At 48.6% G+C, this 23,672-nt stretch carries 23 protein-coding genes; 3 read left to right on the top strand and 20 right to left on the bottom strand.

The window, feature by feature from the left end:
- Window positions 1-64 precede the first annotated feature (64 nt).
- The 6 genes from DW826_RS03640 to DW826_RS03610 all read right to left on the bottom strand — a co-directional run bounded on the left by DW826_RS03640 (window position 65) and on the right by DW826_RS03610 (window position 5,963).
- On the bottom strand, window positions 65-907 hold the full coding sequence (locus DW826_RS03640; protein WP_117484590.1) for a DegV family protein: 843 nt from the start codon (window positions 905-907) through the stop codon (window positions 65-67).
- Window positions 908-1,336: 429 nt separating this feature from the next.
- Window positions 1,337-2,518, bottom strand: coding sequence for an iron-containing alcohol dehydrogenase (locus tag DW826_RS03635; protein WP_117552052.1), 1,182 nt, complete (start codon window positions 2,516-2,518; stop codon window positions 1,337-1,339).
- 190 nt (window positions 2,519-2,708) lie between these two features.
- Window positions 2,709-3,131 carry a hypothetical protein gene (locus tag DW826_RS03630; RefSeq protein WP_117552051.1) on the bottom strand — a complete coding sequence of 141 codons (423 nt, stop codon included), beginning with the start codon at window positions 3,129-3,131 and terminating at the stop codon, window positions 2,709-2,711.
- Entirely contained in the window at window positions 3,128-4,678 is a 1,551-nt protein-coding gene (locus DW826_RS03625; protein WP_347472271.1) for a DNA methylase, read from the bottom strand. The genes DW826_RS03630 and DW826_RS03625 overlap by 4 nt, the downstream gene beginning before the upstream one ends.
- A 46-nt stretch (window positions 4,679-4,724) precedes the next feature.
- Window positions 4,725-5,369, bottom strand: coding sequence for a DUF4317 family protein (locus tag DW826_RS03620; RefSeq protein WP_117470633.1), 645 nt, complete (start codon window positions 5,367-5,369; stop codon window positions 4,725-4,727).
- A gap of 375 nt (window positions 5,370-5,744) precedes the next feature.
- Window positions 5,745-5,963, bottom strand: coding sequence for a hypothetical protein (locus tag DW826_RS03610; protein ID WP_015554955.1), 219 nt, complete (start codon window positions 5,961-5,963; stop codon window positions 5,745-5,747).
- 327 nt (window positions 5,964-6,290) lie between these two features.
- Here DW826_RS03610 and greA point away from each other — a divergent pair, with 327 nt between their 5' ends.
- Both greA and lysS read left to right on the top strand, forming a co-directional pair.
- The gene (gene greA, locus DW826_RS03605) at window positions 6,291-6,773 is read left to right on the top strand and encodes a transcription elongation factor GreA (RefSeq protein WP_015554956.1); all 483 of its coding nucleotides are present in this window, start codon (window positions 6,291-6,293) and stop codon (window positions 6,771-6,773) included.
- Between the two features lie 97 nt (window positions 6,774-6,870).
- Entirely contained in the window at window positions 6,871-8,811 is a 1,941-nt protein-coding gene (lysS, locus tag DW826_RS03600; protein WP_117515814.1) for a lysine--tRNA ligase, read from the top strand.
- Between the two features lie 182 nt (window positions 8,812-8,993).
- Here the strand turns inward: lysS and DW826_RS18175 are convergent, their stop codons facing one another.
- The 9 genes from DW826_RS18175 to DW826_RS03555 all read right to left on the bottom strand — a co-directional run bounded on the left by DW826_RS18175 (window position 8,994) and on the right by DW826_RS03555 (window position 16,844).
- Entirely contained in the window at window positions 8,994-9,161 is a 168-nt protein-coding gene (locus tag DW826_RS18175; protein WP_015554957.1) for a hypothetical protein, read from the bottom strand.
- Between the two features lie 30 nt (window positions 9,162-9,191).
- Entirely contained in the window at window positions 9,192-10,052 is an 861-nt protein-coding gene (locus tag DW826_RS18555; protein ID WP_117552049.1) for an LPXTG cell wall anchor domain-containing protein, read from the bottom strand.
- 39 nt (window positions 10,053-10,091) lie between these two features.
- On the bottom strand, window positions 10,092-11,045 hold the full coding sequence (locus DW826_RS03590; protein ID WP_117552048.1) for a hypothetical protein: 954 nt from the start codon (window positions 11,043-11,045) through the stop codon (window positions 10,092-10,094).
- A 46-nt stretch (window positions 11,046-11,091) separates the two neighbouring features.
- Window positions 11,092-12,927: an isopeptide-forming domain-containing fimbrial protein gene (locus DW826_RS03585; RefSeq protein WP_117552047.1), complete on the bottom strand. Its 1,836-nt coding sequence runs from the start codon at window positions 12,925-12,927 to the stop codon at window positions 11,092-11,094.
- A gap of 76 nt (window positions 12,928-13,003) precedes the next feature.
- Entirely contained in the window at window positions 13,004-13,720 is a 717-nt protein-coding gene (locus tag DW826_RS03580; protein ID WP_015554961.1) for a class C sortase, read from the bottom strand.
- The gene (locus DW826_RS03575) at window positions 13,701-13,844 is read right to left on the bottom strand and encodes a hypothetical protein (RefSeq protein ID WP_117470627.1); all 144 of its coding nucleotides are present in this window, start codon (window positions 13,842-13,844) and stop codon (window positions 13,701-13,703) included. The genes DW826_RS03580 and DW826_RS03575 overlap by 20 nt, the downstream gene beginning before the upstream one ends.
- Window positions 13,845-14,920: 1,076 nt before the next feature.
- Window positions 14,921-15,124, bottom strand: a complete 204-nt coding sequence (locus DW826_RS03565; protein ID WP_117552046.1) for a hypothetical protein — start codon at window positions 15,122-15,124, stop codon at window positions 14,921-14,923.
- 120 nt (window positions 15,125-15,244) lie between these two features.
- Complete coding sequence (locus tag DW826_RS03560) at window positions 15,245-15,823, bottom strand: site-specific integrase (protein ID WP_181967979.1); 579 nt, start codon at window positions 15,821-15,823, stop codon at window positions 15,245-15,247.
- A 175-nt stretch (window positions 15,824-15,998) separates the two neighbouring features.
- Window positions 15,999-16,844, bottom strand: a complete 846-nt coding sequence (locus DW826_RS03555) for a LysR family transcriptional regulator (protein WP_117552044.1) — start codon at window positions 16,842-16,844, stop codon at window positions 15,999-16,001.
- Window positions 16,845-17,085: 241 nt separating this feature from the next.
- On the opposite strand from DW826_RS03555, the gene DW826_RS03550 reads away from it, so the two are divergent.
- The gene (locus DW826_RS03550; protein WP_117552076.1) at window positions 17,086-18,465 is read left to right on the top strand and encodes an MATE family efflux transporter; all 1,380 of its coding nucleotides are present in this window, start codon (window positions 17,086-17,088) and stop codon (window positions 18,463-18,465) included.
- 48 nt (window positions 18,466-18,513) lie between these two features.
- Here the strand turns inward: DW826_RS03550 and DW826_RS03545 are convergent, their stop codons facing one another.
- From DW826_RS03545 to DW826_RS03525, 5 genes are all read right to left on the bottom strand, one after another.
- Window positions 18,514-19,419, bottom strand: a complete 906-nt coding sequence (locus DW826_RS03545; protein WP_117552043.1) for an RsmB/NOP family class I SAM-dependent RNA methyltransferase — start codon at window positions 19,417-19,419, stop codon at window positions 18,514-18,516.
- Window positions 19,420-19,616: 197 nt separating this feature from the next.
- Window positions 19,617-20,042, bottom strand: coding sequence for a PPC domain-containing DNA-binding protein (locus DW826_RS03540; protein WP_117552042.1), 426 nt, complete (start codon window positions 20,040-20,042; stop codon window positions 19,617-19,619).
- Window positions 20,043-20,196: 154 nt separating this feature from the next.
- On the bottom strand, window positions 20,197-21,081 hold the full coding sequence (locus DW826_RS03535) for a DegV family protein (RefSeq protein ID WP_015554969.1): 885 nt from the start codon (window positions 21,079-21,081) through the stop codon (window positions 20,197-20,199).
- A 329-nt stretch (window positions 21,082-21,410) separates the two neighbouring features.
- A complete protein-coding gene (gene tpiA, locus DW826_RS03530) occupies window positions 21,411-22,160 on the bottom strand; it encodes a triose-phosphate isomerase (protein WP_015554970.1) in 750 nt (249 codons plus the stop codon).
- Between the two features lie 225 nt (window positions 22,161-22,385).
- Window positions 22,386-23,609, bottom strand: coding sequence for a phosphoglycerate kinase (locus DW826_RS03525; protein ID WP_015554971.1), 1,224 nt, complete (start codon window positions 23,607-23,609; stop codon window positions 22,386-22,388).
- Window positions 23,610-23,672 lie beyond the last annotated feature (63 nt).

The following is a 23,672-nucleotide window of genomic DNA, read 5'->3' as shown; positions in this document are numbered from 1 at the left end:
TTTTTGCCTTCCAGCCTATGTTTTCTTACGGTCAGCGCAGCAAGTGCGCAGACCTACTGAACAGTTACACTGCCACAATGATTCCGCCGTCCCCTGCATAAACGGTAGCAAGTCCGGCTGTCTCGGTCACAATGATCTTTTTGAACTTTGCGGCCTGTTCAAATTTTTCTTTTACATACTGGGCACGTTCCGGCGCATTACAGTGAGCGATCGTAAGACACTTATCTTCCACTGTTCCTGCATCTTTCACAACGATCTCCACCATTCTCTGAAGTGCCTTCTGGATTCCGCGGGCCTGATCCAGTTTGATGATCACGCCGTGATCCGCACCCATAACAGGCTTAATGTTTAATTTTGTCGCGAAGAACGCCTGAAGTCCGGTGAGTCGTCCGTTCTTTCTCAATGTATCCAGAGTTTCCAGAACGAAATACGTCTTCTGTCTGTCGCGGTACTCGAGAGTTTTCTTTACAATCTCTTCAAACGGAATATCCTGCTCACAGAGTTCCTGAACATAAAGCGCGAGATTTACTTCTCCGGTAGAAGCAGACTCAGAATCGATCACCACGATATTCTTCTTTCCGGTTCCAAACTCTTCCTCATAAAGATTCTTTGCGAGAACCGCACTGTTATAGCATCCGCTCAGGTGGGAAGAGATCGTAATAACAAATACATTCTCCTCCTCGCAGCAGTAAGCTTCCTTAAATGTCTCCGGAGACGGGCATGCAGTCTTCGGACACTCCGGGCTTTCCTTTACGATCTTTAAGAATTCCTTCTGGTTAAAATTCTTATCGTCGACAAACTGGTGGTCTTCCACCATAAGCGTAAACGGGATCAGGGTAAAATGCGGGTCCTTCCTCTGCTCCTCGGTAAGATCCATGCAGCTATCCCCAATAATTCTATAATTCATACTGCTTCCTCCAGCTCTATTCCCTATCACAGTTCTCATTTATTTTTCCCTGTGATGTAGTATTCAATACCATATATTATAGAGTGGCTTCTACAGAAAGTCAATAGAATGATAGAAAAACCTCGCTTGATATATCCTGGAAACGTTACTGTACACGGGTAGGAATTTTCTGAACTGAAAATTCCGTACAATACAGTGGTGGTAGTGGATTTTGCCGATTCGGAATGCGAAGCATCGGCAAAATCAGTTACTGTTTGCGCAAGGCGTGAACAGTAACCTGCAAACAGAAAATCTCTGCCGAATATTCCCGGCAGAGATTTTCCCAATTCGATCTCCTTACAAGATCTGATTACACCACAATATTTGTATTATGCGGATAATCTTTCCAGCAGCTGCTTAGCACCCTCACAGCTGCATCTCAAATTATCGTCAAAAGTCAACTTCAGTTCCGTAATATGTGCAGGTAAGCAGCTTCGCCATATTCGCAGGATCGATCTCTCTCGGGTTCGATCCGGTACATGCATCGCCCACTGCGAGTTCCGCGATACGGTCCACCTTCTCCTTAAATTCGTCCTCATTGATACCGAATTCTTTCAATGTCTTCGGAATATTCAGCTTCTCATTGAATTCATTGATCTTCGCGCAGAGACTGTTGATCAGGGCCTGTCTGGATCTTCCCTCTAATCCCATTCTTCTTGCGATCTCCGCGTAACGATCAGCTGCGACGGTATCCTTCGCGTTATACTGGATAACATACGGAAGATAGATCGCGTTCGCGCATCCGTGCGGAATATGTCCGGTGGAGAATGCAGCTCCCGTCTTGTGGGCCATAGAGTGAACGATTCCAAGAAGCGCATTGGAGAATGCCATTCCCGCGAGACACTGCGCGTAATGCATCTCCTCTCTCGCATGGGTATTTCCATTGTAAGATGCCGGAAGGTATTCCAGAACCATCTCGATCGCCTGAAGTGCCAGCGGATCCGTAAACGGTCCGTTTAATGTGGAGACGTATGCCTCGATCGCATGGGTCAGGGCATCCATACCGGTATAGGCAACCTGTTTCACCGGAAGTCCCATAACGAGATCTGGATCTACGATCGCTACATCCGGGGTGATATTAAAGTCAGCCAGCGGATATTTCACTCCTGTCTGATAGTTTGTGATAACAGAGAACGCGGTCACCTCGGTAGCTGTACCGGATGTGGACGGAATCGCCGCGAATTTCGCTTTCTGTCTCAGTTCCGGGAAGCTGAACGGAGTGATCAGATCTTCAAATGTAGTCTCCGGGTACTCATAGAACACCCACATCGCCTTCGCCGCATCGATTGGGGATCCGCCGCCCATGGATACGATCCAGTCCGGCTCAAATCTGCGCATCGCTTCCGCGCCTCTCATAACGGTCTCCACCGACGGATCCGGTTCTACGCCCTCAAAAACTTCAACTTCCATTCCACCGTCTTTTAAGTAATGAACAGCCTTGTCAAGGAATCCCTGGCGTTTCATAGAACCGCCGCCTACTACGAGAAATGCTTTCTTTCCCTTCAGATTCTTCAGTTCTTCCAGACATCCTTTTCCATGATAAATGTCTCTCGGTAATGTAAATCTTGCCATACGCTCTCTTCTCCTTTCACAATTCTGTCATTACAGACAGGGATCTCACGTTTCCGACCTGTGTTTCACAGGTTTTACTAAGAACCAATCACGCTTCGTTTTCCTAAGCTCTATAAACATTATACTATTGTTAAATAATTAACGCAAGCATTTTGTTGTTAATTTAATAACATTTTTATATCGTCTTTCTTTACTTTTCATGAGCAGTGAATGCGAGATCAAAAATATCTTCCAGCAGAATTCTTTCCCCTTCCTCTAAAATCAAACAATGACTCTCCTCGTCCACTCTCTTTATATGACCGGAGATCGTCCGATATGCTCCTCCGTCCTTCTTTTCATCGGGTACAAAAAAGGTTACTGTGATTTCCGGACGGGATTCCTGTTTTTCCAATAGAAGCCGCAGCTTCTCATTCAGTTTTTCCTTTTCATATTCATCCAGCTCGATCCGCTTTTCCGTAATACGTTCCGTCTCTTTTAACACTGCTCCAAATCCGGTGAGCGCAGCAAATGGAGCAAACTGGGCTGCCCTGTCCCTCACCGGCATCCGGGTATGCTTTGATTCTCCCGGATATGGAAGATCGATCATATCCTGATATTTCTCCCATGTACTCATGCCCTGTGACCTCCGATCTGGCTGTTCCGCGTTACCGCGGTCGCGCCCTCTTCCAGATTCATTCCCTTTAAGACCGCATTCTTTCCGAACTTTTTCTTGATCTCCAGAACCGCCTGCTGCATTCGTTTTTCCCGCGCTAATTCTTCCTCTTCCTTCTTTTTCTGCTCCACCTGTGTGCCGTAATCGGTAAAGAGATTCAACTGTTCGTACTCCTGCACTTTCTGTTCCGTTCCCTCACAGACCACATGGTTTGCGGAAATCGCGATCCGGCGCACAAGAAGCTTTGGATTCATGATCTCATCGTAGAGCTCCATAACCGCCTCCGTGATCCGTTTCGTGGAGGAAGTTTGCCCGCCAAGATTTCTGGAGCCGTGGGCGTGTTTCGGGATCCGTCTTCCATAACGGTCCGTGGATATCTCCCCGCTGTAGTCCTTTCTGAGTTTTGAATCCGTCAGGTTTTCGATATCGTATCCCACCGTCAAGACCACCTGGTCCGCTGTCAGCTTTTTGTCCACAAGATCCAGAGCCAAAAGGTCCGCCATCTCCCGCACGACGAGCCTTGCCTTCTGGACGGTATATGGACAGGCAAGAACCTGCCCGGATCCGACGCTGTGGTTTTCCGGCTGGTACGCCTTGACATCCGCTATCGTACACGGCTCATACCCCCAGGCATGGTCGATCAGAAGTTCCGCGTTGACACCGAACATCCGGTACAGAAGATCTTCGTTATAATAATCGTTTTCCTTCCCGAGGGAGCATCTGGCGATATCCCCCATCGTGTAGATTCCCCGTTCTTCCAGTTTTTTCGCGTATCCCCGGCCCACACGCCAGAAATCCGTCAGCGGACGGTGTCCCCACAGATATCTCCGGTAACTCATCTCATCCAGTTTTGCGATACGCACTCCGTCCGCGTCCGGTTCGATGTGCTTTGCCATAATATCCATCGCGATCTTTGCAAGGTACAGATTCGTTCCGATCCCCGCAGTCGCCGTAATTCCGGTTTCTTTCTGCACATTCCGGATCATCCGTGTCGTCAGCTCATGCGCCGACATATGGTATGTCTCAAGATAGGAAGTCAGGTCGATAAAGACCTCATCGATCGAATAGGAATGGATATCTTCCGGTGCCACATATTTTAAATAGATCTGGTAAATTTGTGAACTTTTCTCCATATAGTGGGCCATCTGCGGCGGCGCAGCGATAAAATCCAGCGCAAGATCCGGTCTTTTCGTCAGTTCAACCGCATCACAGGAACTTCCCGTGAATTTTCCACCGGGGGCCCGCCGCCTTCTCTCCCGGTTCACCTCTTCCACCTTCTGCTCCACCTCAAAGAGGCGCGCGCGTCCGGGAATCCCATACGCCTTTAAAGAAGGCGATACCGCAAGGCAGATCGTTTTCGATGTCCGGCTCCGGTCCGCGACGACAAGGTGCGTCGTCATCGGATCAAGTTTTCGATCCACCACCTCAACAGAGGCGTAAAATGACTTCAGATCGATCGCTGCGTAAATTCTGTTTGATCTATCCATCTTGCTCATTCTATCCGCCATAGCCCGTCTCCCTTCCGATATCAATTTCCATTTTCCCCACATACCTTCACAAAATATATGCACTCACCGGCAAGATCAAATTCAAAAAATCCCTATGCGGCCGCGCCGGATCCGCTTCAAACACCTGGATCCGCCCATTATCCGGTCCCCGGTCCTTAAACGCCGGAAACATAAATCCGCAGACCGGCATCCCCGGCTCATAATCTCCGCTCACCGGGCACACCGCACAGATCAGGAAACGGTAAACTTCCTCCGATTCCCAGAGGCTTTCCTTATCCTTTGCCTTTCTCGGAACATCATAATTCCCGTGAAAGAAATAGACCGCATAATCCCCTGACGCCGGATATTTTTCCCCAAACACTTCATAAAAAATATCAAGCAGTGCATCGTTTTTTAGCTCACACTCCCGCAGCGCGCAGAGCAGCTGCCACACACTCCCGGGCTTTTTCTCCTCCCCCGAAAAGACATATTCCTTCAACGCCACATTCGTCTCCGAAAACGGGATCGTCTTCGCGATATCAAGATTCTTCTGCTGATCCGGCAGGGAGAGCTGACGGAAATTCTTATTAAATGTCCCGTCTACAAACCCATCCCTATCCAGATACGCCCCGGCGATCCGGTCAAAGCAGTTTCTCTTCAATGTCATTCTTCTCGTAAGTTCCAGCATATCCTCACGGTTGATCTGATTCATATATTTTCTCCGTTTTCTCTGTTATTTAGTCTTAGCTTTTATTCAGTCTTATCCGTCATCTTCCAGCACTCCAAAAAGTCTACAGAACCTGTCGCCAACGGCTTCTTCCTAATACATGGCCACTAAATGTCTCTGCGGCTTTCCTGATATGATTTATCTCGATTCCAGACTCAATCCTCCCTGTAATTCTCCCTGAAATCTTATGTCTCCATTATACAACCAGAACATATGTTCGTCAAGTTTTTCTATCTTTTCCTTCTTACAAGACTTACAGGACCTGCTGCCGACAGCCTCTTCCAACTTCATCGCAACAAAAAAGACCCCGCAGAGCATTCACACGCCCCGCAGGATCTCCCCAATTTCTCTTTTCCAAATTTAAATGGAATGCTGTCTCACATACTCCCAGGTATAAGTGCCGCTTTTTCCCTCATCCTCAAGGATAAACGGTGTGATCTCCTTATATCCCTCATCCTCCATCATATTTGCCGCCTCAAGACATGACTCAAGGTTATTTTCAAAATCTACGGAAATATATGGATTCTTGTCGGAATCTCCGTTGCCGTCCTGATCTAAATGTGCAATCGCGTACTGCATATTGGTAACTTCCTTTCTCATAAATATTTTTGATCAACCTGATTATAGCATAGCGCGGATAGGATATCAAGTAAATATCAGTAATTATTCCTGTTTTTGCCTTGTCTGTTATTTCCTGTCCTTTCCCTGTTTTCTGTTTCTTCCTAATAAAATGCAGCCTCTGTCCATACGAGTCGTTTTGAATCGAATGATACCGTGAAAATCCTCAAAAACAAAGCCTTTCGTCTTCTTGACAATCCCCAGTGTTCACGCTATAATACAGAGAATGTAAAGCTAAAAATTATAAAGGGTCATTCTGCCCCGAAACAATAAGAAAGGTAAGACGTCATGGCTGATAAGAAACATATTTTAACTTATGCAGGACTGAAAAAATACGAGGATGAGCTTCAGGATCTGAAAGTAAACCGCCGTCGTGAGATTGCCCAGAAGATCAAAGAGGCAAGAGAACAGGGAGACTTATCCGAGAACGCCGAGTACGATGCTGCGAAAGACGAGCAGAGAGATATTGAGTTAAGAATCGAAGAGCTCGAGAAGCTGTTAAAGAACGCGGAGGTCGTTGTTGAGGACGAGGTAAACCTTGACAAGATCAACGTCGGATGTATCGTAAAGGTTTACGATGTCGATTTCGACGAGGAGATGGAATTCAAGCTCGTTGGTTCCACAGAGGCAAACAGCCTTGAGAATAAGATCTCCAACGAGTCCCCGGTCGGACACGCGCTGATCGGAAAACGCGTTGGCGACGTTGTTGACGTTGAGACACAGTCCGGAGTTATCCAGTATAAGGTACTCGATATTAAAAGAGTCGATTGATCGCCGCCGTGTACAGACGGGAAGCTTCCGGACTGAAAATTCTGTACACGACCGTATCGATCATACACAAAGACTACAGTGAAGGAGAAATAGAAAAGTGGCTGAACAGCAGAATCAGAACAAGAATGCAAATGCAAAAGAGCAGGATATCCACCAGCTCTTAAAGGTGCGCCGCGAGAAGCTTTCTGAGTTACAGACAGAGGGCAGAGACCCGTTCCAGATCACAAAATATGATCAGACAGCTCACAGCGCAGATATCAAGGATCATTACGCAGAATATGACGGAAAGGAAGTTTCCATCGCAGGACGTATTATGTCCAAGCGTGTCATGGGTAAAGCTTCCTTCTGCAACGTCCAGGATCTCAAGGGCAACATCCAGTGCTATGTATGCCGCGATGACCTCGGTGAGGATTCCTACAAAGACTTCAAGAGAATGGATATCGGCGATATCGTCGGCATCAAGGGCTTTGTATTCACAACAAAGATGGGCGAGATCTCTGTTCATGCCCATTCCGTAACACTTCTCTCCAAGAGCTTACAGATCCTTCCGGAGAAGTACCACGGACTTACAAACACAGATACCCGTTACCGTCAGAGATACGTTGACCTGATCATGAACGAGGACGTTAAGAAGACATTCGTTATGCGTTCCAAGATCATCAGCTGCATCCGCAGATACTTAGATGACCTCGGATTCCTTGAGGTCGAGACTCCGATGCTCGTCGCAAACGCAGGCGGTGCTGCCGCGAGACCGTTCGAGACACACTATAACGCTCTCGACGAGGATGTAAAGCTTCGTATCTCCCTTGAGCTCTACTTAAAGAGACTCATCGTCGGCGGTATGGAGCGCGTTTACGAGATCGGCCGTGTATTCCGTAATGAAGGTCTTGATACAAGACACAACCCGGAATTTACTCTTATGGAGTTATATCAGGCATACACGGATTACCAGGGAATGATGGATCTCACAGAGGATATGTTCCGTCATATCGCAAAGCAGATCTGCGGATCCACAACGATTCCGTACGCAGATGTCGAGATCGACCTTGGAAAGCCGTTCGAGCGCCTTACCATGATCGACGCGATCAAAAAATATACCGGTATTGATTTCAATGAGATCACTACGACTGAGGAAGCAAAGAAATTAGCAGATGAGAAGGGCGTTCACTACGAGGATCGTCATGTCCGCGGCGACATCATCAACCTCTTCTTCGAGGAATTCGTTGAGGAGCACCTGATCCAGCCGACCTTCATCACAGACCATCCGATCGAGATCTCCCCGCTTACCAAGAAGAAACCGGGTCACCCGGAGCAGGTTGAGCGTTTCGAGCTCTATATCTATGCCCGTGAGATGTGCAACGCATACTCCGAGTTAAACGACCCGATCGACCAGAGAGAGCGTTTCAAAGCACAGGAAGCAGCACTTGCTGCCGGTGATGACGAGGCAAATACCACTGACGAGGACTTCTTAAATGCCCTTGAGATCGGTATGCCGCCGACCGGTGGTATCGGATACGGTATCGACCGTCTTGTTATGTTATTTACAAACTCCCCGGCGATCCGTGACGTACTGCTCTTCCCGACAATGAAGTCCTTAGATTCCGACAAAAAATCTTCCAAGTCTTCCGTAGCCGCTCCGGCAGCAAAGACTGTTGAGAAGATCGATTTCTCCAACGTTAAGATCGAGCCGATCTTCAAAGAAATGGTTGATTTCGAAACATTCGCAAAATCCGATTTCCGCGCAGTTAAGATTTTAGCCTGTGAAGCGGTACCGAAGTCCAAGAAACTCCTGAAGTTCACATTGGACGACGGAGAGCGCAAGGACCGCGTGATCTTAAGCGGTATTCACGAGTATTACGAGCCGGAAGAGCTGGTCGGAAAGACAGCAATCGCGATTGTGAACCTTCCGCCGAGAAAGATGATGGGAATCGATTCCGAAGGTATGCTGATCTCAGCAGTCCATGAGAAAGATGGCCATGAGGGACTGAACCTCCTGATGGTCGATGACAGAATCCCGGCCGGTGCAAAGCTGTACTAATAACGAAACAATCTACTGTGCCCGGGTGGTTCCTTACGGAGCCGCCTGGGCACATTCTTTTTACATTAAAATACGCATCACATCGCCATTGATCTGATAACGGGAATGTGATGCGTACTTTTTTCATATGAATGTCTCCTGATCGCGGGTTACAGGATCCGCGATTTTACCATTCAGCCGTTCTACTTCGTGATCTGGAAGGACCGGTTGATCGGGGAGGCCAGATAGTTACCGCCAAGGACAACGACTGTCATGGTATAACGTCCCGGTTCTGTCGGCGGAGTTGTGGTGCTGGAGTATGCTCTCCATTTGCTTGTAAATCCGGAGGGATGAAGCGTTTTCTTTTTCATATCTGTATCCTCATGTTTCTCTTTAATTTTTTATTTTTCCTTACTTCTCTTTTTCATCACAAGACCTGCCGCCAGAAGGACCGCGCCTGCGGAGAGCAGAATCCCTACCGGCCACCACAGCTGTCCTGTCTGGGGAAGCTTCTTCTCGTTCTCCACGGTTGTCTCCGTAGATGTCTCTGTTTCACTCTCTGCCGTACTCTCCTCCACTCTGGTTTCCGACTGTGTCTCCGCATCTGTGATCGTCACCGTCTCGTCAGCCGCTGTTGTGATCGTCGGCTTCTTATTCGGAGTCGGATCCCAGTCATCATCATCGCTGTCATCATGATAACGGGTCGGAGAGGTCGGATTCGACGGATCCGTCGGGTTTGTGGGTTCGGTCGGATTCGTCGGTTCCGTTGGGTTTGTCGGGTTTTCCGGCTCTTCAATATCACACTTGATATCTGCTTCCGCCGCGGCACCGCCCGCTTCCACGAGAACCGGTGCCGGAATGTAGGTCTTGCCGCCAACGGTCATCGGATCCCCCGTCACAAGGTAGAGAGCCTCTCCATCCGAAAGATTCCGAAAAACCACATGCTTTCCGCTTCCCGTTCCGGTCCGGTAAGGCTGGATCCCCTGCGCCTTCGCAAAATCTGCCAGAGTGATTGCAGCCTCTCTGGAGCCTCCTCCGGAAACATCCGCACCGGATGCCTGAAATTTCTCATTCAGCACATAGACACCCGCCTGTTTTTCGGCAACCCGATAGAGATATACCGTCATTCCGGCCTGTTCTGTTTTTACGTTCAGACTGCCCCGCTGTGCCGCGTAGGACGGATTTTGAAATATCACCATCCATACCGCAAGCACGGTAAAAATAAAGCCCAGGATCTTATTCTTTTTCCGAATTCCTGTCATCTTGGATTCCTTCCTTCTACATCGATTTCTGTATCTGATCTATATGCTTCTTTTTCTCTTCCATGCTGCTGCCGCTGTGACCATAAACAGGAGTCCCAGACCCGTGTACAGTCCCCGTCCCGTTCCGCCTGTGGACGGAACCTTCTTATCAAGGACATCACCTTCCACGGAATCATGTTCTCCATCGTTGATCCAGGCTTCGTTAAACAGCTCGTCCCCCTGGATCGCGTCGTCTGTCACGATCGCTTCATAGGTCACTGTAATCGGATTTTCACCCGTCAGATCTTCATAATCGATGATTCCGGTATTAAAGAGGTTTACAAGATCAACCTCAACCCGGAATGCGTTGGAACCACTGGCTGTTACCGTGTAATACCCGGAAGGAACTTCTTTTCCATCCCTGCCCGCAGTCACACGGAGCGTACCGTCGATAAACTTCAGATACCGGTTCATCTCATCGTGGAAGACCATGGTCTCCACAACAGAATCCGGGATCGCATATTTTTCATCTGCTAAAAGGAACTGGGCACCGGACGCGCTGTACACACGGACTGTCTCCGCACTGGACGCGCTGTGTACGCGGACTGTTCCCGCGCCGGACGCACTGTGTACGCGGACTTTGCGAATCTCCCTTGCGGAGTTTGCCGGTGAGGCGTTAGATGCCGTTACAACATAGCGTGCAAGCAGCTTTGGAAGACTGGAGTTCAGTGTAAACTCGATCTTCTTTCCCTGACTTACGGTTCCGATCTCATCCTCGCCGTCTGCCTTTTTATCGATCGGATAACTTGTCGTCTCGTAGATGTCCGCGCCATGAGCCGCCTTGATCTGGAATCCCGTCTCATATCCGCCGGAGGCTACCGATACGATATGACGGTTTTCCGGAAGGTCATCATCTACCTTCGCCACAGCCGCCAACGAAGAAAATGCCATGGCAGCCGTCATCGCAGCAGCGGCTGCGGTGACGGTCATGAAACTTTTCCATGATTTTTTCATGTCTCTACCTCGTTCTCATAACTAGCAACAATCCGAAAAGTCTGAATTACTGTTCTTCTTTCTTTTTCTTACCTGTCACGATCACAGCACCTGCTGCAACTCCCATCAGGGCGATTCCTGCTGCTGTGAAGGCTTTTGTTCCAACTCCACCGGTGGACGGAACATCTGGATCGATGACCGGGCCGTCAACGATATCCTCTTCGCTGTCGTTGACCCATGCACGGTTCTCCACCTTGTCTCCATTGATAACACTGTCTTTTACCGTTGCGTCATAAGATACGACGATCTGTGCCGCATTCTTCAGCTGATCATACGAGATCTGACCATCATTAAACGCTGCCACAAGTCCTACTGTTACCCGGAAAGTCTCACCTTCAAGATCTGTACGCACCATGTAATATTTCTCCGGCAGTTCCACAAGCTTTCCATTATTCATGATTTCGACTTTCAATGTAGCCTGATTAAGAGAAAGATTACTGCTCATCTTATCATGGAATATCAGCTGATAAGACTGCTTTTCTATAATATATGGTCTGTCATCATCTGGTCTGTCGTCATTTGGAGTACGTCTTTTTACCTGCGCTGACAGTGACTGCGGCAGATTGGATTCCAGTGTAAAAGAAATAACATCTCCTGGCCTTGCTGCCTCGATACGGTCCTGACCATCCGCTTTTTTGTCCACCGACGGTTTACTTTCCTTATCGCTGTCCCAGTAAATTCCATCTTTAAAATAAGTGAACGTTTTGATCAGATTGTTTTCATCAATTCCCGTAATGCTCAACGTTCTGGATCCACTTTCATTCGCTGCATCCACCAACTCCTCGATCTTTGCTTTGGATCCATCCGGATTTAATCCGGCATCAATGCCAAAATCTTCAATTCCTGTCACTCTCCAGCAGCCTTCGCTGTTCTCCGGCGCATGATATGTCGCATAAAATTCAATGGTTCCCGGCTCCACCGCCTCAACATAAAAACTGTTTGCGCCCATCTCATTGGAGGTCAATACTGGTGAGATCGTTTTCCCGTTTTCTCTCAGATTCACAAGTCCCACAAGTGCATTCACAAATGTGTTTCCAGAGATATCCGCGCGAACAGCCCCTGTATTACTCTGATCCTGAATCACTACTTTGGCGCGCAGATCATCCGTACCGGTTACCTTATTATTCTTAAAACTCAGCACTCCGCCATCCGAGCCGCCGCCAAAATATCCATGAATAGCAAAGCTACAGTCACGGAACGTATTCCCACTGACCATATTTCCAGATTCCGGAACTACAAAATTATCTCCAAAGAATTCAACTGCCTGCTTAAAACCTGAAATTTTACAATTTTTCACATCAAATCCCGGACTGTCAAATAAAATACCATCCGCAAATTGTGAATCTGTTCCCTTGATCGTACAGTTTTCAACATGAAGAGAAAAGCCAGTTCCACCTACTGCGCCATTGTGATTGGAAACCGCTGCTGTAAACTTTCCCTCTTCAGCCGGTACATTTCCAGCATCAATTGTAAGTCCTTTTAAAGTAATATTACTGCCAAACGCGTTAATTCCGCCAGCATCTGAAAGGTTGTCTGCCACTGACGCATTCATCACCTGAATAACGCTGTTTTTCTCTCCCTCAACCGTGATGTTCTTAAAATCTGCCGGAATTGTAAATCGGTCATATGTACCAGACTTTATTTTGATGGTCCACCCATCTTTATTTCCGTTCCCCGAGATCTGATTTATGGCCTCCTGGATATCCCCGGCTCCATCCTTCGCGTCAGCAACCGCTGTCTTTGACTCCAGATCGAGAGTTGCCCCAAAAGCGGTTCCTGAAAATGCTGTCATCGCTGCTGCCGCTGTGCAGACTACTAAAACCTTGTTCATTTTCTTTTTCATTTTCGATTCCCTCCATGTCAATTTATGTCGAAAAAAGCTCCGTTTTCACTTTTTGTGAACCGGCGCATTTTTTCCATCATTCTTCCGGTTCTGTTACCCGGTGTCCGCGGACAAGGAGCCTGTGGGTATTTACCCCATACGGAGTACAGGTATAAAGCGTCACAAGGTCTTTTCCGTTCTGGACATAAAGTTCTTCCGTCTCTTCCGGAAGTGTTACGAGGATCTGATCCACCTCATACGTGAATGTCTCGTTTAAGACATCCAGAGTGAACCGATCTCCCACTTCTAGTTTGTCCAGGTCAGTGAACAGTTTCGCCTTCACAAGACCGTTATGGGCGGCCAGCACACAATGGGTATTTTCACCGCCCACCGGCAGGCTTGTCCCATACCAGAAACCGGCGCCCGACTGAAGCGCCCGCTCTTCCGTTCCGTGGTAAATGGGAACGTGGACCCCGATCTTCGGAATGTCCACATATCCCATCATCCCTGTTTCCCATGGATCTAGAAGGTGGTCAAGCTCCTCCCGTTCCTCTGCGGGAACCAGAAACTGTTCCTCTTTCTTTGCAAGTCTTTCATTGTACTCTCTGGCCGCCTGGATCATTCCTTCGCAGTCGATCCCCTGAAACCGGTCATACGCCGCGATCGCCTTGTTGAACTGATACTGATAGTACCAGTCACAGATATGCGGGTACAGAAAAATTCCCAGTCCCAAAAGAAACATGACTGCTATGAGGATCCCGCGCCCGGTGAGCCATGAAGGTTTCCTGCCGGAATTACCGGATCCATGCTCCATTTGCATCTACCTGATATCCATCCGGTGTTGTGGTGTTCGCAAGTATTGCGCCAAGTGTTCCCTTGTCGGATGCTGTGTTGAAGTAATACCACTTGCCGTCGATCTCATGCCAGCCGGTGTACATGTGTCCTCTTGTGTTGTCCCGTTATCCTCCGTGAACTCGCCGCCCTCTAAGATCCAACGTCCGGACTTACCAGCTGCGTTTGTGGCTTTGCCTCTTGTGGAGGTGCTATAGTCATAATCACTGCCACTGCCGCTTGATCTCCACTTGTAGGTGATCGTGAAGGTCGTTCCATCTTTTCCTACAATATATCCAACCGGGAATTTATCCCAGGTCTGATCGCTGTAACTGCTGCTCTTACCCTTGGATGCAGGAATATCCGCAAGCGTGAGTTTCGTTCCAACCTCAAAGGTCTTTGTAAGTTCTGTCTGACCGTTCTCAGTAAATGTTCCGTTATATGCAGCTGTCTTGTTAAGCTCAATATCCGGGGCTGCTTCTGTTGACGCTGTTCCATCAAAGTTATGTTTCTTTGCAGCCGGTGTCAGCGTACCAGATGGTTCACCCGACACATCCGCCAACGACACTCCCGGCACAGACCCAACGACCATACAGGCCGTCATGAGTGCTGCCATAACACGTTTTTTCATTCCGCGCTTCTTCATCTCTCTTTTCCTCCTTCTTTGAATCGTGGATCGTAACTGTATCTCTGTCGAACAGTTACTGTGAGTCAATATTTCAATTGCTGCACACAGGATTCTTCTGCCTCTGTATGCTCACAAAGCTCCTCCTTTCCCCCTTGCTCCTTAAAAATTTATAAAAATCACTCCCTAAACTGCATTCTATGCAGCAAAGCTGCCCGGTATTCCTGCGGTTGGAAGTGTTTTTATCAGTATTGTGATCCCCCTGCGTCCTCAGGAATTTTCTTCGCGATATTTCGCTAAAAATGGATCATATAACCGCTTTTCCGCGTCCAGCCGCGCCTGAACTGCCTCCTCATAGGTTGCGAAGCTGCCAAGATTGTAGGACTTTCCCTGAAAGCCAATGGATGCTCTCCATCGGTTGTTTTCTCTTCTGTATACTCCGCGATGACCGGACGATCCGCGCGATCCCCTTCGGACGATCCGCTTTGCTCCACTGCGCCATCACATTTTTTCTGCCGTTCCCGCTGCCGGTCCCAGAACGACAAGCCTGCCGTACCGCTATCCGGTGGGATCGAGGCGTTTTTCCTGGAGTCGGATCCGTCTTCTGCATCCACAGCTCTTCGTATGTCCGTTTTTCAGGTGAGAATCTTCCAAGGTGCATGTATTCCCGCAGTCACACCGGCACCGCCAATAGGTTTTCAGTTTTCCCGGAATCTTCACTTTTTCAATTACCACAAGACTTCCGTATCGTTCTCCGATCATACATTTTTTCATTCAAAAAAGCCGTTCATGACATAATGTGTATTATGTCATGAACGGCTTGTCTTAAAAGAGTATGCATCGTTCTTACATGAAATCTGTATACTTTTATGCTTTCTAAAGTTATCTTCCGTTCCTTGAGCGGAAAATACTTCCTTCCTTGATCTTGTGCTTTCGGCAGTAGTCCTTCAGGATGATCAGAAGTGACCTTGGAATCAGGATAATCCGCACTTTTCCTTTAAAATCGATCCGTATCTTTCGCTCCTCCAGAGTCTCCGCTGTCAGATATTTTAATTCCCCGATCCGCATCCCCGTTCCCGCGATGGTCTGAAGGATGCAGAACAGACGCCCGCGATTCTCCCGGTTCGCGGTCATAAGAAGCCTCTGGCACTCTTCGCGCGTCAGTTCCCGCTCCTCCTCTCGAAAGATCAGTCTCTGCATTCTGCACACGCGCACCCGGAGATCGTCCCGGCCGATCCAGCTCAGATATCCATTCACCGCGATCAGCATGGAATTTACGCTGGAAGTCCGATATTCTTCTATGAGGAGTTTTTTATACTCCAAGATGATCTCCTTGCTCAGCTCTCGTTCTCCTGAAAATATCAGGAAAGTCCGCACATCTCTCAGATACTTTTCGATCGTATTTTTACTTTTCTCGCATTCTGCTAAATATTGCCCATAATGTTCCAGATCATACTTCATGAACGATTCCTCTCCTGTTCTGTCAGACTCTCTGTATCTGACATGTTTTATAATATGAAGCTTTTCATTATTTCTCATTATGGCACATATTTCAGAAAATTGCTCGTATAATCTGCCTATAGAAGCTACTTACAAGATTATTTTGCAAGATTCATGCATTCCACGAATACATTTCTCAATTCCAAAATTCCAGAAATTCCTGTATTTCCGACGAAATCCGACTTTTTCTCCAGGCGAGAAGAACCTCTGTTGTAAAATCAGCATCACTGACCTCACATGCTTTCAGCTTATCAGAAAGTTCCAGCATCGAAGTCGGCAGGATCGCGATCCCCATTCCCCGTTCCGCCATCGTGATCGCGGTCCTTGCATCTTCACAGGCAAGGTAGATATCGCAGACAAGTCCCGCCTCCTCAAACTTCGAGGCGATATATTTCTGAAACCGGTGGGACAGGATCAGGGGCTGTTCCGAGAGCTCCTGCAGATGCAGCGATGCGCGTCCTTTTAAAAGAGGGAACTCCGGAACTGCCATGGCGAGAAGGCGTTCCTCGGCCAGAGTTTTCGTCTCACAGCCCCTTAACGTAATTGGCGTGCGCAGGGTCGTGAGGTCGAGGATCCGGTTCTCAAGCTGATCCCTCATAGTGAATGTGGATCCCTCGTGGATATCAAAATGAATATTGGGATGACTTTTTGCAAAACGCATCAGGTAATGGGACATCATGGACACGGTGGACGGAGTCATTCCGATATGGATCGTCGCCGCCTGACTCGATTTTATGACCTCCCGCTTCGTTACCTCCGAGAGCATCAGGATCTTTCCCGCCTGTTCGTAGAGCGTTTTTCCCGCCTCCGTCAGTGTGATATGCTTCATACCGCGGATAAAAAGCGGCACCTGAAGTTCCTCCTCCAGCATTTTCATCTGGTAGCTTAACGGCGGCTGTGTCATATGAAGCTCCCTCGCCGCCCCACTGATGGTTCCGGCGTCAACGATGGCCCGGAAGTATTCTAACTGTCTGATCTCCATAGTCTCTCCTTCTGACCGGCGATCTGCGGACCTCCACTCCCGCAACAGTGCGAATTGTGGGATCTGGATCCCGGATCGTAAACATCATAGTCTGAATGTAAAGAATCTTCTTATATTATATAATATTTATTATATTTCTATACAAAAACAATAATTTACATATATTATAGGGGATGCTATACTTGAAATGCAAGAAAAAATTTAGAAAGGATCAAATCGTTACAGGAAATCTATCATGCATATGAAACGTATTGATTTTGAAAACGGAACCATAACGGGCAATATACTCGGAGCCGCGCTCCCCATGCTGGTTGCCCAGATCTTAAACCTTCTATATAATATCGTGGACCGCATCTACATCGCGCGGATCCCTGAAATCGGAACAGCCGCTCTCGGCGCGGTCGGCTTATGTTTTCCGATCATTGTCATCATCACAGCCTTCAGCAATCTCTTTGGAACCGGCGGTGCGCCGCTCTTCTCGATCTTCCGCGGGAAGAAGGACCCTGACACAGCAAGGTGTATTATGAACACTTCTTTTACGATGCTCTGTGTCTGCGCTATGATCCTGATGACGGTCGGCTTTCTCTTCGCCCGCCCGATCCTGATCCTCTTCGGCGCTTCCGCTGAGGCCATCGTTTACGCCTATCCGTATATGATGCTCTATCTGATCGGAACCCTGCCGTCGATGATCGCGGTCGGAATGAACCCGTTTATCAACGCCCAGGGCTACTCCAGCATCGGCATGTTATCCGTCGCGATCGGTGCCGGAACGAATCTGGTACTTGATCCGCTCTTTATTTTTGCCCTCGGACTCGGTGTCCGCGGCGCGGCTATCGCCACCGTGATCTCCCAGTGCCTGTCCGCCGCCTTCGTCGTGTTTTTCCTCACGAAAAAATCCGAGTTGAAGCTGCGGTTCCTTCATAAGAATGAGATCCCGGAATGTACCGGGCACGCGAAAAATATCCTCAGCCTCGGCGCTGCCGGATTTATCATGCAGCTCACAAACAGTCTCGTGACGATCTGCTGCAACAATATTCTTTCCGTCACCGGCGGTGATATCTATATCTCCGTCATGACCATCATCTCCAGTGTGCGCCAGCTTGTTGAGACACCGATCCACGCCATGGTAGAGGGAACTTCCCCGATCCTGAGCTACAACTACGGTGCCCGCAGACCGGGACGTGTGCGGAAATCCATTCTGATCATGAGTCTCCTCGTTTTCGGTTACACGGCCGTCATGTGGAGCATGATCATTCTCATCCCGGAAACGCTGATCCGTATTTTCAGCTCGGACACGGCGCTAATCCAGGATGCAGTTCCGGCGCTGAACATGTATTTTGCAGCTTTTATCTTTATGGACCTCCAGTACATCGGTCAGGCGGTATTTAAATCCCTGAACAAGAAGGTCTTTGCGATCTTCTTCTCCCTGCTCCGCAAGGTATTCATCGTTGTACCGCTGACCTACTTTCTCCCCTACGCCATGCATATGGGAACCGACGGCGTATTCCTCGCCGAGCCGGTTTCCAATGTCATCGGCGGAACCGCCTGCATTCTCACGATGCTGATCACGGTCTTGCCTGAGCTGAAACGGATCGAGGTTGAGAACCACAGGGCGGCATAAAAACTTAAAGCGTTTTTTGCAAAAAAATAGAAGCTCTCCTCTGAGCCTCTATTTTTTTCTGATCTTCGCCACAAAGAATCCCTCAAAGAGGTCATTCGGTCCCACAAGGAGCGTCCCCGGCATCGCATTCGGAAGTAACGGAAGTTCCTTCGTCCACTCTTCCCCGATCGGCACAAGTTCTCCGCCTGAACTCTTTAACACGCGCTTTAAGAGACCTTCATTCTCCTCTTTTAAGATTGAGCAGGTGGAGTAGACCATCTCATGTCCGGATTTTAAGAGCTTCAGCGCTTTTTTTAACAGTTCTTCCTGGGTTCTCGCGGATCTTTCCACAAGTTCCTTTGAGATTTTTGTCCGGCAGACACCGTCCCGCACTTCTACGGTTCCGCTTCCGCTGCAGGGCGCGTCTAAGAGGATCCGGTCGAAGGAAAAGAAATCGTCAAGCTTTCTTGCGTCCTCCACCATCACGTAGGTTCCGGATGCCCCCTGCTTTTCCAGATTGTATTTTAACTTTTCCGACCGCGCCTTATTCTTCTCGCAGGCCGTGATCTGCGCCTGATTTCCCGTCATCGCCGCCATCTGGGTCGTCTTTCCGCCCGGGGCGGCAGCCATATCGAGGACAGACTCTCCCGCCTTCGGGCCGAGAAACAGCGGCGGTAGCATGGAGGAAAGGCTCTGGAGATAGATTCCGCCTTCCTTATAGATCGGAAGTTCCTGGATCTCCGGCTCCCTTGCGTCCTCGATGATCATCGCATCCTCATACCATGATACATTTTTAAACGCGATCCCTGCACCGGTAAGTGCCTGTTCTACCGTGTTCCGGTCCGCCTTTAAGGGATTGACCCGGAGTGTCACCGGGCGTCTCGCCTGATATCCCGCGAGGATCTTCGCGAAAGCTTCCTCTCCATACTGTTTTTTCAACATCTCTTCCAGAAATCCCGGAATCATCTGTTCCATAGCCTGCTCCTTATCGATCTTTTCTTATCTCTTATCACAATACACAAAAAGATGTAACGATTCAGTACCTTCGCAGTTACAAGCAAAAATCCATTCTAGATCGGATGCGCTGATAGGATTTTTGCCTTCCAGCTTAAGTTTTCTTACGGTCAGCGCAGTAAATGCGCAGACCTGCTGAACAGTTACCTTACTGCACTTTAGTACCTAAAGTTAAAGATATTGAGTCCTGTCTCCTCATCTTTTACGCGATCCACAACTCCGTCGATCACCGTGATCACCATCTCGCAGGTCGCTCCGATAATGCCATGACTTAAATGCCCGCCGTATACATTGCCCTTCGCGTCGGCTGCCGCCGCGTGGATGTGGCTGTAATACTTTCCGTCCATCGTGTTGATGGTTCCTGTAAAGGAAACGATCTCAAACATTCCCTCGAAATCATTTCCCATAAACTGGCGTTTTTCGAGGTCATAGATGCCGACCGTCATGGATGAAAAAGTTCCAAGTGCGCTGACACTCGCGAGTTTTACGTCCTCGAGCATCGCGATGCGCTTCATCTTCTCGAGCACATCCTCGTCCTTATCAATTCTTGCTACGATCGTATTTCCAAATCTGCGGTATTCCATAATGATTGCCTCCTTATTATGCACGTTCATACAACCGAAACTCTGATTTCAAACTTCTTTTGTAACGGTTCCATATACTCACAGTTACGAACAAAAATCCATTAAAAATTGTCTGCAGCAATGGTATTTTTACTCGCAGCCAATATTTTCTTACTTATACTCTCTTATAATCCGGTGCCACCGCACAACCAATTCCCATTCCGCCAGGTCCGATATGGCAGGAAACGCCGAGAGAAAGGTTATCATAAAGGATCGGAACACCCGGGAATGCCTCTTTGATCTCCTCGACCCACGCTGCATTCTCCTCATCCGTTCCGCTGGAAGACGCTAAGAGATGCAGAGCGCCATCGTTTAAGGCATCCTGGAAATTCTCGCGGATCTCTGTCTGCATCGCCTCAATGGCTGTCTTTTTGGCCTTCTGCATTCCGTGGCACTTCTTAAAGGAATCCAGTTTTCCGGTCTGGAGCTTTAAGATCGGTTTGATATTAAATACAGATCCGAGCGCAGCTGCAGCCGGAGTTACTCTACCGCCTTTTTTCAGGAATTCCAGCGTCTGAAGGGCGATATAGATCATCATCCGGTCTCCCGCCTTTTCCAGGAGTTCGCGGATATGTTCCGCTTCATATCCTTTTTCGATCATATCCAGTGTGTCCAGGATCATCTGGTGAAGCGGCGCCGCAACCTGTCCGTCGTCCACAACGAGGACGCGTCCTTCATATTTTTCCTCCTGCGCCAGCATCATCGCCGTATTGTAGGAACTGCTGAGTCCGCTGCTGATCGGCATATACAGGATCTTTTCATATTCTTCGAGTGCTTTGTCCCAGATTTCCATCACAGCGGTCGGAGATGGCTGGGAAGTCGAAATATCGGCTCCGGATGTCAGCTTTTCAAAAAACAGTTCCCTGGAAAGCGTCACACTCTCATAATAGCACTCCCCGTCGATATAGAACGGCATCGGCAGAACAAAGATCCCGAGTTTCTTTGCCTCTTCCTGGCTGATGCTGCTGTGACTGTCTGTTACGATTCCAATTTTCTTCATATATGTATTTCCTCTTTATATCCTGGATTCACGCAAGAGATTGCTGTCTTTTGCGCAATTTTAACGTTTTGCGTATCTAATAATCGTAACATCCAAAATCCTTCCAGTCAATAGGGTGGAGGCAAAAAATGACAGATTGTCACTATTTTCTCTTATGTAAAAAGAATGTGTCCTGGCACATTCTCGCACCGGGCGCGCGGTCGCTTGCGACGATCTTCATCTTCTCGCGAATGTGCCTTTTTTCATAGGAAGTTCCATTGAAATCTTCTATGAAAAAAGCGCTGTGTCACAGCCCATTTTCTATGACACAGCGCCAGGATGTACATGTACTATTTGTAGTTGACGATCTTTCCGAAATCAGCCTTTAAGGACGCGCCGCCTACAAGTCCGCCGTCGATATCCGGCTGTGCGAACAGTTCTGCCGCATTGCCTGCGTTTACAGATCCGCCGTACTGGATGCGGATTGCTTCCTTCGTTGCTTCATCGTAGATCTCACCGATGCACGCACGGATCGCGCCGCAGACTTCCTCGGCCTGTTCTGTCGTTGCTGTCTTTCCGGTTCCGATCGCCCAGATCGGCTCATAAGCGATCACAGCAGTCTTCGCCTGGTCTGCTGTCACGTTCTGGAATGCGATCTTGACCTGTTTGCGGATCCAGTCGAGTGTGATCCCCTGCTCTCTCTGGGTCAGGGTCTCACCGCAGCAGATGATCGGGGTCAGACCATGCTCGAATGCCTTTAAGACTTTCTTGTTGACGGTCTCATCTGTCTCTGCAAAGTACTCTCTTCTCTCGGAATGTCCGATAATGACGTATTTCACACCGGCATCTGTCAGCATGTTCGGGGAAATCTCGCCTGTATATGCGCCTTTCTCCTCGAAATACATATTCTCCGCGCCAACCTCGATGTTCGTTCCCTCGCATGCCTTTACGACAGGAATAATGTCGATAGCCGGTACGCAGAATACAACGTCCGCTTCCTCCGTCTTAACGAGCGGCTTTAATGTCTCAACAAGTGCGACAGCCTCGGACGGCGTCATGTTCATTTTCCAGTTTCCAGCGATGATTTTCTTTCTTGCCATGGTTATTTACCCCCATATATACCAATTTTATATCACAAAATCCGGGACGGGATCGCCGTCCCGGATCTGGAATCTCGGACACTATAATATTTACAGCCAGGGAAGTAAATGCATACATTTGCTCCCCACCGTGCCTGAAAAGACCTGAAAGGGCTTATGCAAGCGAGCTTGCAGCGCCCTTCCACGCCTGTTCCGGCGCACGGTGTACTGGTTTCATTCATTCATTTACTTATCGTCAGCTGCTGCAACGCCCGGGAGTTCTTTTCCTTCCAGGAACTCTAAGGATGCGCCGCCGCCTGTGGAGATGTGGCTCATCTTGTCGCCGAAGCCGAGCTGGTTGACAGCTGCTGCGGAGTCACCACCGCCGATGATCGTTGTCGCATCTGTCTCAGCGAGTGCCTTTGCCACTGCGATCGTACCAGCAGCAAGTGTCGGGTTCTCGAATACGCCCATCGGTCCGTTCCATACAACGGTCTTCGCGTTCTTCACTGCGTCCGCGTAGATCTTGCAGGTCTCCGGTCCGATATCAACGCCCTCTTTGTCAGCCGGGATCGCATCTACGGAAACATACTCAACCTCGACCGGAGCATCGATCGGGTTCGGGAACTCAGAAACAACCGTCGTATCAACCGGAAGAAGAAGCTTCTTGCCAAGCTTTGCTGCCTTATCCATCATCTCTTTGCAGTAATCGATCTTTGTATCGTCAACTAAGGACTTACCGATCTCCTTGCCCTGTGCCTTTAAGAAGGTGTAAGCCATACCGCCGCCGATGATAAGAGTATCACACTTCTCAAGGAGGTTGGAGATTACATTTAACTTATCAGCAACTTTCGCACCGCCGAGGATCGCAACGAACGGACGAACCGGATTTTCAACCGCATTTCCAAGGAACGCGATCTCTTTCTCCATCAGGTATCCGACAACGTTGGAACCGCCCTTTGCGGAGATGAACTTTGTAACACCAGCTACGGAAGCATGTGCTCTGTGGGAGGAACCGAATGCGTCGCATACATAGTCGTCTGCGAGGTCAGCCAGCTCTTTGCTGAACTGTTCGCCGTTCTTTGTCTCCTCAGCTCCGCGGAAACGGGTGTTCTGAAGAAGAACGACATCTCCCTCTTTCATTGCGTTTACAGCCTTTGTTGCAGCTTCGCCGGTTACGTTGTAATCGGATACGAAAACAACTTCTTTTCCGAGTTTCTCAGAAAGGCTCTTTGCAACCGGAGCCAGGGATTCTCCCTCGTTCGGGCCATTTTTTACTTTTCCAAGGTGGGAGCAAAGAATCACTTTGCCGCCATCGTTGATCAGCTTCTGGATTGTCGGGAGAGCTGCGTTGATACGTGTCTCGTCTGTGATCTTACCGTCCTTTAACGGTACGTTGAAATCGCAGCGGACCAGCACTCTCTTTCCCTTTACGTTGATATCATCAACTGTTTTCTTATTTAAAGACATGTTGGAATTCCTCCTTTTTATAAATCGAAAAAAGGGTCCGGTCCTCATCAGACCGGACCCTTT

The sequence above is a fragment of the Clostridium sp. AM34-11AC genome (assembly GCF_003435375.1).
GTDB classification, from domain to species: Bacteria; Bacillota; Clostridia; order Lachnospirales; family Lachnospiraceae; genus Pilosibacter; species Pilosibacter fragilis.
This window is presented reverse-complemented; position numbering and strand designations above follow the sequence as displayed.